Annotated in this window: 9 protein-coding genes; 1 reads left to right on the plus strand and 8 read right to left on the minus strand. The window is 72.3% G+C overall.

Going from position 1 to position 9,497, the window contains the following annotated elements; translation table 11 throughout:
* Positions 1 to 23 precede the first annotated feature (23 nt).
* From U9R90_RS14675 to U9R90_RS14710, 8 genes are all read right to left on the minus strand, one after another.
* Positions 24 to 1,091 (minus strand): NAD(P)/FAD-dependent oxidoreductase, encoded by a 1,068-nt coding sequence (locus U9R90_RS14675; protein ID WP_411056877.1) that lies wholly within the window; start codon positions 1,089 to 1,091, stop codon positions 24 to 26.
* 68 nt (positions 1,092 to 1,159) lie between these two features.
* On the minus strand, positions 1,160 to 2,095 hold the full coding sequence (gene sigJ, locus U9R90_RS14680; RefSeq protein ID WP_411057747.1) for an RNA polymerase sigma factor SigJ: 936 nt from the start codon (positions 2,093 to 2,095) through the stop codon (positions 1,160 to 1,162).
* Positions 2,096 to 2,159: 64 nt separating this feature from the next.
* Positions 2,160 to 2,906, minus strand: a complete 747-nt coding sequence (locus U9R90_RS14685; RefSeq protein WP_411056878.1) for a class I SAM-dependent methyltransferase — start codon at positions 2,904 to 2,906, stop codon at positions 2,160 to 2,162.
* Positions 2,907 to 2,933: 27 nt separating this feature from the next.
* Positions 2,934 to 3,467 carry an EamA/RhaT family transporter gene (locus U9R90_RS14690; protein WP_411056879.1) on the minus strand — a complete coding sequence of 178 codons (534 nt, stop codon included), beginning with the start codon at positions 3,465 to 3,467 and terminating at the stop codon, positions 2,934 to 2,936.
* Positions 3,468 to 3,559: 92 nt separating this feature from the next.
* Positions 3,560 to 5,410: a dihydroxy-acid dehydratase gene (gene ilvD / locus U9R90_RS14695; RefSeq protein ID WP_411056880.1), complete on the minus strand. Its 1,851-nt coding sequence runs from the start codon at positions 5,408 to 5,410 to the stop codon at positions 3,560 to 3,562.
* Positions 5,411 to 5,548: 138 nt separating this feature from the next.
* Positions 5,549 to 6,160 (minus strand): TetR family transcriptional regulator, encoded by a 612-nt coding sequence (locus U9R90_RS14700; protein WP_411056881.1) that lies wholly within the window; start codon positions 6,158 to 6,160, stop codon positions 5,549 to 5,551.
* The gene (locus U9R90_RS14705; RefSeq protein WP_411056882.1) at positions 6,157 to 6,990 is read right to left on the minus strand and encodes a sugar phosphate isomerase/epimerase family protein; all 834 of its coding nucleotides are present in this window, start codon (positions 6,988 to 6,990) and stop codon (positions 6,157 to 6,159) included. Before U9R90_RS14705 ends, U9R90_RS14700 begins: the two co-directional genes overlap by 4 nt.
* A 244-nt stretch (positions 6,991 to 7,234) precedes the next feature.
* Positions 7,235 to 8,179: a Ppx/GppA family phosphatase gene (locus U9R90_RS14710; RefSeq protein WP_411056883.1), complete on the minus strand. Its 945-nt coding sequence runs from the start codon at positions 8,177 to 8,179 to the stop codon at positions 7,235 to 7,237.
* A 71-nt stretch (positions 8,180 to 8,250) separates the two neighbouring features.
* Here U9R90_RS14710 and U9R90_RS14715 point away from each other — a divergent pair, with 71 nt between their 5' ends.
* Positions 8,251 to 9,102, plus strand: coding sequence for a hypothetical protein (locus U9R90_RS14715; RefSeq protein WP_411056884.1), 852 nt, complete (start codon positions 8,251 to 8,253; stop codon positions 9,100 to 9,102).
* Positions 9,103 to 9,497: the final 395 nt, after the last annotated feature.

Consider the following 9,497-nt stretch of genomic DNA (forward strand, 5'->3'; position numbering starts at 1 on the left):
GCGGGTGGCGGCCCGCTCGCGAGCTAGCGGGCCGCCTTCTGGAGGAGGCGGACGGTGTAGCGGACGATCTGTTCCTTGGTGTACGCGGCCACCCGGCCCTTCAGGATCAGTTCACGCGGGCTGTCGTCGGAGCGGACCGTCTGGACCAGGCCGTTGCGGCGGCCCAGGCTGACGCACTGGATCTGGTAGCCGAAGCGGAACGGGCGCGGCTCGGTTCCGTCCAGCGACGCGCGGAGCGCTGCGGCGGCCTGCGCTCCGGTGGGGAGTGCGGTGGCGCAGGCCATCCGCAGCGCCCCGGCGCCGGGTGCGTGCGCGGCGGCCGCGTCCCCGGCGACGTACACCTCGGGGTGGGAGGCCGAGCGCAGGAACGCGTCGACCTCGATACGGCCGTTCGACGGGTGCAGGGCGAGGCCGGAGCGGGCTGCCAGCTCGGTGTTGGGGACCATCGAGGCCGACCAGAGGACCGCGTCTGCGTCCACGTCGTCGGCGCTGGTGACGCGTTCGCCCTCGGCGAGCGAGACGCCGAGTGCGGTGAGGGTCGTACGGACGTGGGCGCGGCCCTTGGCGGACAGGCCATCGCCGACCTCGCGGGACAACAGGCGGATGTCCCACTCGGGGTAGGTCTCGGCGAGTTCCGCGGCCATCTCGATGCCGGTGAGGCCGCCGCCCACGATGGCGAGGCGGCCGGGGTTGTCCCGCAGCCGCTTGCGCAGCGCGTCGGCGGTTTCGGCGGTGAAGGCGCGTTCGCCGCCGGTGGCGGCGGTGCGGCTGCCGAGGGCGTAGACGAGTCGGTCGTACGGCAGGCTGCGGCCGTTGTCGGTGGTCACCACGCGCGCGTGGAGGTCGATGGCGGTGGCGCGGGCCGCGATGTGCTCGACGCCTGTGGTGCCGAGGAAGGAGCTCAGCGGGTGGGTGATGTCGGGTCGGCCGGCGGCGAGCTCGTGCTGCCTGACGCGTTCGGTGAAGTGGTCGCTCGGGTCGACGAGCGTCACGCGCGCGTGGGGCGCGAGGGACAGGGCGGCCAGCAGGCCCGCGTAGCCCGCGCCGAGTACCAGGACCTGGTGGTCGTTCTTTGCCGTTGAGTTCGTCATGCAGGGGAGACGACGCAGCGGGCGGGAGTGTGACAGCAGCTCGGCGCGGGACGTTCAGGGCGGGATGTTCAGAGCTCGTCCAGGTCCAGGTGGCTCAGCTTGTCCGGGTTGACCACCGCGGCGACCTCGGTGATCAGTCCGTCGTGAACCGTGAAGGCGAAGACGGACGCCTGGCCGCTGACCGGTTCGACGAAGACCAGGCCCGGCGCGCCGTTCACGTCCCGTACGGACATCCGCGCCGTCGCCTTGGCGAGGCCACGGGCCAGCCGCTGGGCGAAGCGGGCGACCTGCTCGGCGCCGTGGATCGGGACCCGGGCCGCCATGACCTTGCCACCGCCGTCCGAACGCCACACCACCTCGGGGTCGAGCACCTTCAGCAGCCCGTCGAAGTCCCCTTGGGCCGCGGCCGCCAGGAAGGCGTCGACGGCCCGCCGGTGCTCGCCGCGGTCGACGGAGCGGTTCGGCGCCTCGGCCCGTACCCGCTTACGGGCACGGGAGGCCAGCTGCCGTACGGAGTCCGGGGTCCGGCCGACCGCTTCGGCGATCTCCGGGAAGGGGACCGCGAACACGTCGTGCAGAACGAAGGCGGTGCGCTCGGCCGGGGTAAGCCGCTCCAGCACCGTGAGCAGGGCGTAGCCGACCGACTCGTCCAGGGTCACTCGGTCCTCGGGGCCTGTGGTGTCGTCGGTCAGGACCGGCTCGGGCAGCCATGGGCCGACATAGCGCTCGCGGCGGGCGCGGGCCGAGCCCAGCTGGTCGTAGCAGATGCGGCTGATCACCGTCGTCAGATAGGCGCGGGGGTCGGCGACCTCGTCCTCCGGCAGTGCCTGCCAGCGCAGCCAGGCCTCCTGGACGGCGTCCTCGGCGTCCGTGACCAGGCCGAGGATGCGGTAGGCGATGCCCCACAGGCGGGGGCGCTGCTCCTCGAACGCGGCGAGGTGCCGCGCGGACGGCGTCGGGCCTGCCGACTGTGGCCGGTCTGCCGGGCCTGACGGGTCTGCCATGTCTGCCATGTCGTGGGTCCTTTCCGCTGAGCTCACCGCGCTGTGCAGAGTCTGACGAAGTGGCTCAGCGGAGTGTGACGGTGAGGTCCAGGGCGTACGCCTCCTCGACGACACCGTCGGGGAATTCGCGCAGTACGTACTGTCGCTCATCCGCCAGCACCGGCGCCGTCCGCCCGGGCCCCAACGCCGCGAAGTAGGACCTGCTGCCCAGGTGCGCCAGGTGGACGTCGACGGGGACGCGGCGGGTCCAGCGCAGCCGCCGGGACACCGGCTGGCCCGGGGCGAGCCGGGTGATGGTCTCTCCGACCCGGAAGCTCAGCTCGTTCGCGTGGTAGCCGGGCAGCCGCTGCTTGAGCCGGGCCTCCTGCTCGGTGGCCCAGCCGACCTCGGGGTCGGGCACGTTCCACCACAGGGCGAGCGCGCCACCGGGTGTCAGGACGCGCAGGGCCTCCGGAACGGAGCGCTCCGGGTCGGTCCAGTGCCAGGCCTGGCCGTACGTGATCAGATCGGCGCTGCCATCCGCGAACGGGAGGGCGTCGCCCACCGCGCGTACCAGCGGGACCGTGGGCAGGGCCTCCCGCAGCTGGGCGCCCATCTCGGGGCCCGGCTCGACCGCGACGACATCCGCCCCGCGCTCGGTGAGCAGGCGGGTCGCGATGCCGGTCCCGGCGCCCACGTCCAGCACGCGCGCGCCGCGCAGCGGGCGTCCGGCGAGCTCCTCGACCGTGTCCAGGAGTCCCGGTGGATAGCCGGGGCGCGCGGTGGCGTACTGAGCGGCGACCGTGTCGAAGGACAGCGCGTGATCCGTCATGCGGCCCATCGTGCCGGGCGGCTGGGCTCAGTTCCTGCGCTTTGGCTTCTTTGTTCGAGCCTTGGGGTTGCCCGCGCGCCGGGCCTGGCGGCGTTCGTACTGCTCGCGGGCCGTTTCGTACTCCGCGCGGCGGAGCTTCTCGCCGGGGGCCTCGATCAGGGAGCGGAAGAAATAGGCGAGAAGCGCGCCAACGAAGCCGATCGCCAGCATGCTGCGCAGCGACTGCTGGGTCTGCGGGTCGAGGCGCTTGCCGTACGACTCCCAGGTGCGGCGGAACGCGAGCGCGCTGCAGACCGCGAACATCACCACGACCAGGACGCCGACGAAGCTGCCGATCTCCGCGATCTGCAGACCCTGGTAGCCGAACCGCAGCGCCAGACAGCCGACGGCCGCGAGGGCCAGCGAGCCGACGGCGACGCCGACCCGGCGCAGGGCGTATCCGCCGTCGTGGTCGACCCAGGTCGTGCCGAAGAACCGGATGTCCTCAGGCTCGGGGCCACCGGATGGGCCCGGGGCGCCGGAGGCGCTGGGGGTGCGGCTGGTGTCGGGTTCGTCGCTCACGCCGTCGATTATCCCCGGTGCCCGCGGTTCTCTAGGCACCCCTGGCACCCCTGGCACCCCTGATAGAGCCGCCCCCGGCTCACCGGTCGGTGTCAGCCCAGCTTGGTGACGTCCCGCACCGCGCCCTTGTCGGCGCTGGTGGCCATGGCCGCGTACGCCTTGAGGGCCTGCGAGACCTTGCGCTCGCGGGACTTCGGCGCGTAGACGCCGTTCAGGGCGGCGCGGCGGGTGGCCAGTTCCTCGTCGGAGACCAGGAGCTCGATGCCGCGGTTCGGGATGTCGATACGGATGCGGTCGCCGTCCTGGACCAGCGCGATGGTGCCGCCGGACGCGGCCTCCGGCGATGCGTGGCCGATGGACAGGCCCGAGGTGCCACCGGAGAAGCGGCCGTCGGTGACCAGGGCGCAGGCCTTGCCCAGGCCGCGGCCCTTGAGGAAGGACGTCGGGTAGAGCATCTCCTGCATGCCAGGACCGCCCTTGGGGCCCTCGTAGCGGATGACGACGACGTCGCCCTCCTTGATCTGCTTGGTGAGGATCTTGTCGACGGCCTCTTCCTGCGACTCGCAGACCACGGCCGGACCCTCGAACGTCCAGATCGACTCATCGACACCTGCGGTCTTCACGACACAGCCGTCGACCGCCAGATTGCCCTTCAGCACGGCGAGGCCGCCGTCCTTGGAGTAGGCGTGCTCGACCGAGCGGATGCAGCCGCCCTCGGCGTCCGTGTCCAGGGTCTCCCAGCGCTCGGACTGCGAGAAGGCGGTGGCGGAGCGGACGCAGCCGGGGGCCGCGTGCCACAGCTCGACGGCCTCGGCGGACGGGGAGCCACCGCGCACGTCCCAGGTCTTGAGCCACTCGGCGAGGGAGTCGGCGTGCACGCTGTGCACGCCCTCGTTCAGCAGGCCGCCGCGGTAGAGCTCGCCGAGGATCGCGGGGATGCCACCGGCGCGGTGCACGTCCTCCATGTAGTACGTGCCGCCAGGGGCGACGTTCGGGGCGACCTTGGCCAGGCACGGGACGCGGCGCGAGACCTCGTCCATGTCGCTCAGGCCGTAGTCGAGCTCGGCCTCCTGGGCGGCGGCGAGCAGGTGCAGGATCGTGTTGGTCGAGCCACCCATCGCGATGTCCAGGGCCATCGCGTTCTCGAAGGCCTCGCGGGTGGCGATCGCGCGCGGCAGGACCGTCTCGTCGCCCTGCTCGTAGTGGCGCTTGGTGATCTCGACGATCGTGCGCCCGGCGTTCTCGTACAGGGCCTTGCGGGCGGTGTGGGTGGCGAGCACCGAGCCGTTGCCGGGCAGGGCCAGGCCGATCGCCTCGGCCAGGCAGTTCATCGAGTTGGCGGTGAACATGCCGGAGCAGGAGCCGCAGGTCGGGCAGGCGTTCTCCTCGATACGGAGGATGTCGGCGTCCGAGACCTGGTCGTTGACGGCGTCCGAGATCGCGTCGACCAGGTCGAGGCTGCGGACCGTGCCGTCGACCAGCGTCGCCTTGCCAGCCTCCATGGGCCCGCCGGAGACGAAGATCGTCGGGATGTTGAGGCGCAGGGCGGCCATCAGCATGCCGGGGGTGATCTTGTCGCAGTTGGAGATGCAGATCAGCGCGTCCGCGCAGTGGGCCTCGACCATGTACTCGACCGAGTCCGCGATCAGGTCGCGCGAGGGCAGCGAGTAGAGCATGCCGCCGTGGCCCATCGCGATGCCGTCGTCGACCGCGATGGTGTTGAACTCGCGCGGGACGGCGCCCGCGGCCTGGATGGCCTCGCTGACGATCCGGCCGACCGGCGCCAGGTGGGTGTGTCCTGGCACGAACTCGGTGAAGGAGTTGGCGACCGCGATGATCGGCTTGCCGATGTCCTCGCTCGCTACGCCCGACGCCCGCATAAGGGCGCGGGCGCCCGCCATGTTGCGGCCGTGGGTGACTGTGCGGGACCTCAGCTCGGGCATCGTCGCTCGCTCCTTCAGGCAGATGGGGCTGGTGCCGAGCCTACGCCGTCCATCCAAGATCCGGACAGCATGTCCGGAATACGGGACGGGTGGCTCACGTGTCGGTCAGTGGCCCGTACCCGGGCGGCGGCCATTGGCTCACTTCTCGGTCAGGTACCGCTGGAGGGTCGGGGCGACCATCGCGATGATCTCCTCCGGGTCCGCCGATGCCAGCGGCTCCACCCGGACCACGTACCGCAGTACCGCGATGCCGACCATGTGCGAGGCCGCCAGCTCCGCGCGGAACTTCGGGTTCGGTACGTCCAGGTCGGCGGCAACCCGCTCCAGCACCCGGCGCAGCACGAACGCGCGCAGCACCTTCGCCGCCGCCTCGTGGGTCACCGCCGAGCGGATGACGGCGAGCAGGGGCTTACGGGTCGCGGGGTTCTCCCAGACGGAGAGGAAGAAGCGCGCCAGCCGCTCGCCCACGCCCTCCGGGCCCTCGGCCAGCACGTCCGTCACCACCAGCGTCGGCTCGAAGGACATCTCGATGGCCGCCGCGAAGATCTCGTCCTTGGTGCCGAAGTAGTGGTGGACCAGGGCCGGGTCCACGCCCGCGGCCTTGGCGATGCCGCGTACGGACGTCTTGTCGTAGCCGCGCTCGGCGAACTCCTCGCGGGCCACGGTCAGGATGCGGTCGCGGGTCGCGGGCGTGTCCGTGGATTCCGTACGGGGCGGACGTCCCCGGCGTCGGGGGGCCGCGGCGTTCACGACTGCTCCGTGGACGCCCGGAGCGTGGTGGAGGCCAGGTGCAGGCGGGTGAACGCCAGGGCCTCCGCCAGGTCGGCCTCGCGTTCGGCGCTGGACATCGCGCGCCGGGTGTTGACCTCGATCACCACATGGCCGTCGAAGCCGGTGCGGGCGAGGCGCTCCAGGAGCTCGGCACAGGGCTGGGTGCCGCGTCCTGGCACCAGGTGCTCGTCCTTGGCGGAGCCGTTGCCGTCCGCGAGGTGGACATGGGCGAGCCGGTCGCCCATGCGGTCGATCATGTGCATCGCCTCGGTGCGGGCGGTGGCGGTGTGCGAGAGGTCGACCGTGAAGTGCCGGAAGTCGTCCTTGGTCACATCCCACTCGGGGGCGTACGCGAGCATCTCGCGGTCGCGGTAGCGCCACGGGTACATGTTCTCGACCGCGAAACGTACGTCCGTCTCGTCCGCCATCCGCCACAGGCCGCTGACGAAGTCGCGCGCGTACTGGCGCTGCCAGCGAAACGGCGGGTGCACCACCACCGTCGACGCACCGAGCTTCTCGGCGGCGGCCTGGGCCCGCTGGAGCTTCACCCAGGGGTCCGTGGACCAGACCCGCTGGGTGATCAGCAGGCAGGGCGCGTGAATGGCGAGCACCGGCACCCGGTGGTAGTCGGAGAGCCTGCGCAGCGCCTCTATGTCCTGGCTGACGGGGTCCGTCCAGACCATGACCTCGACTCCGTCGTAGCCCAGGCGTGCGGCGATCTCGAAGGCCGTCGCCGTCGACTCCGGGTAGACCGAGGCCGTCGACAGGGCGACCTTCGCATCCGGGATGCGCACCACTGGTTCTGCCACGAGGGACAGAGTACGGGCCCGGGCGCGCCGATCGGCAGACGCCCTCAAGCCGTCCCCGGCCACCGCGGGTGGCGGCGTGCGGGCGTGCCCGGCCCACCGCGGGCGGCAGCGTTCGGGCGTGCCCGGCCCACCACGGGTGGCAGCGTTCGGGCGTGCCCGGCCCACCACGGGTGGCAGCGTTCGGGCGTGCCCGGCCCACCACGGGCAGCGGTGTACCGGCGCCCCCGGCCCACCACCGGCGGCGTCAGAGCGCCGTCTGGTCTTCCGGCAGGTGGTCCAGACGGCGCAGGATGACGCCCTCGCGCAGGGCCCAGGGACAGATCTCCAGTGTCTCGACGCCGAAGAGGTCCATTGCGCCCTCCGCGACCAGCGCTCCGGCGAGCAGCTGTCCCGCCCGGCCCTCGGAGACTCCGGGCAGCTCGCCGCGCTCGCGCTCGGTCATCGCGGCCAGCCGCGGCACCCAGTCCTCCAGGGACCTGCGCTTGAGCTCCCGCTGTACGTAGAGCCCCTCGGCCGAGCGCGCGGCGCCCGCGAGCCGGGCGAGCTGCTTGAACGTCTTCGAGGTGGCCACCACGTGGTCGGGGCTGCCGAAGCGGCTGAACTCGCCGACCGTACGGGCGATCTGGGCCCGTACATGGCGGCGCAGGACCTTCACGTCCTGCGGGTCGGCCGGGTCGCCGGGCAGCCAGGCCGCGGTCAGCCGTCCGGCGCCCAGCGGCAGGGACACCGCGGCGTCCGGCTCCTCGTCGATGCCGTACGCGACTTCGAGTGAGCCGCCGCCGATGTCCAGGACGAGGAGCCGCCCGGCGGACCAGCCGAACCAGCGGCGGGCGGCGAGGAAGGTGAGCTTCGCCTCCTCCTCGCCGCTCAGCACCTGGAGGTCGACGCCGGTCTCGGCCTTGACCCGGGCGAGTACGGCGTCGGCGTTGCCCGCCTCGCGGACCGCCGACGTCGCGAAGGACAGGACGTCCTCGCAGCCCTTGTCCTCGGCCGCCTGCAGGGCGTCCTGGATGGTGGCGATCAGCTGGTCGACGCCCTCGGGGCCGATGGCTCCGCTGCTGTCGAGAAGTTGGGCGAGCCGCAGCTCCGCCTTGTGCGAATGCGCGGGCAGCGGGCGCGCGCCGGGGTGTGCGTCCACCACCAGCAGATGCACCGTGTTCGATCCCACGTCGAGGACACCGAGTCTCATAGGGAAAACGCTACTGCGCGTTCAGCGGTCGTCGGTCCACACGACCCCCATAGCCCGCATACCCTTGATACGTGGCCAAGACGAAAAAGGCGAAGACCGACAAATCCTCCAAGGCGTCGAAGAAGGGTTCCAAGAACGGCGCCGCCGAGGCGCCGCCCGCTGCCCCGGCCTCCGACGAACAGGGGCTGGACTTCGCCCGGGCCTGGGTCGAGTTCCCGGACCCGGCCGACGACGAACAGACCTTCCGCTGCGACCTGACGTGGTTGACGTCCCGCTGGCACTGCATCTTCGGCAGCGGCTGCCAGGGCATCCAGGCGGGCCGCGCGGACGACGGCTGCTGCACGCTGGGCGCGCACTTCTCGGACGAGGAGGACGAGCAGCGGGTGGCGGGCCATGTGGCGCGGCTCACGCCCGACATCTGGCAGCACCACCCGGTCGGCACGGAGAGCGGCTGGACCCAGGAGGACGAGGACGGCGACCGCCAGACCCGCCGCTACGAGGGCTCCTGCATCTTCCAGAACCGTCCGGGCTTCGCGGGCGGCGCGGGCTGCTCGCTGCACATCCTGGCGCTGCGCGAGGGCCGGGAGCCGCTGGAGACGAAGCCGGACGTCTGCTGGCAGCTGCCGGTGCGGCGCACGTACGAGTGGATCGACCGGCCCGACGACACGCGGGTGCTCCAGGTGTCGATCGGCGAGTACGACCGGCGGGGCTGGGGTCCTGGCGGCCACGACCTGCACTGGTGGTGCACCTCGGCGACGTCCGCGCATGGCGCGGGCGATCCGGTGTACGTCTCCTACCGCCCCGAGCTCACGGAAATGATGGGCAAGAAGGCCTACGACCGCCTGGCCGAGTTGTGCGAGGCCCGTCTGGCGTCTCAGCTGCCGCTGCTGGCGCCGCATCCGGCGGATCCGACGACGCGGTAGCCGGGGCTCGGCCCCGCATCCGGCGCGGCTGGTGCGGTAGCCGGGGCTCGATCGTGCGGCTTGTGCGGCTGGTGCGGTGGCGGGGGCTCGGTCTCGCCGCGGTGGCCGCGACGGCCGCAGCCGTCGGCGCCAACGGTCAGCGGCGCCGAAACCGGGGCCCGAACCCGCATCCGGCACGGCTGGAGCGGTAGCCGGGGCTCGGCCCCGCGCCTCGGTGCCCGCGGCGGCCGCGGTCGACGCGCTGGCGGTCGGCTGACGCCTTGGCGTCTTCGCGACGCCGGGGCGCCGCTGCGCCGCCCCGCCCCGCGGAGCGTGGCGGTCTGGTCGGGGTTCCGTCCGGATTTCTCTCCCCCACCCCGCCCCTTCCCGTAACTGGGGGCAAGCCCCCAGACCCC

Origin of the sequence: Streptomyces sp. E11-3, from assembly GCF_046540415.1 — a bacterium.
Classification (GTDB): Bacteria; Actinomycetota; Actinomycetes; order Streptomycetales; family Streptomycetaceae; genus Streptomyces.

Bases quoted from the DNA above. Each gene is read 5' to 3' on its own strand.
- U9R90_RS14675 (WP_411056877.1), bottom strand. From the start codon at position 1,091: ATGACGAACTCAACGGCAAAGAACGACCACCAGGTCCTGGTACTCGGC.
- sigJ (WP_411057747.1), bottom strand. From the start codon at position 2,095: ATGGCAGACCCGTCAGGCCCGGCAGACCGGCCACAGTCGGCAGGCCCG.
- U9R90_RS14685 (WP_411056878.1), bottom strand. From the start codon at position 2,906: ATGACGGATCACGCGCTGTCCTTCGACACGGTCGCCGCTCAGTACGCC.
- ilvD (WP_411056880.1), bottom strand. From the start codon at position 5,410: ATGCCCGAGCTGAGGTCCCGCACAGTCACCCACGGCCGCAACATGGCG.
- U9R90_RS14710 (WP_411056883.1), bottom strand. From the start codon at position 8,179: ATGAGACTCGGTGTCCTCGACGTGGGATCGAACACGGTGCATCTGCTG.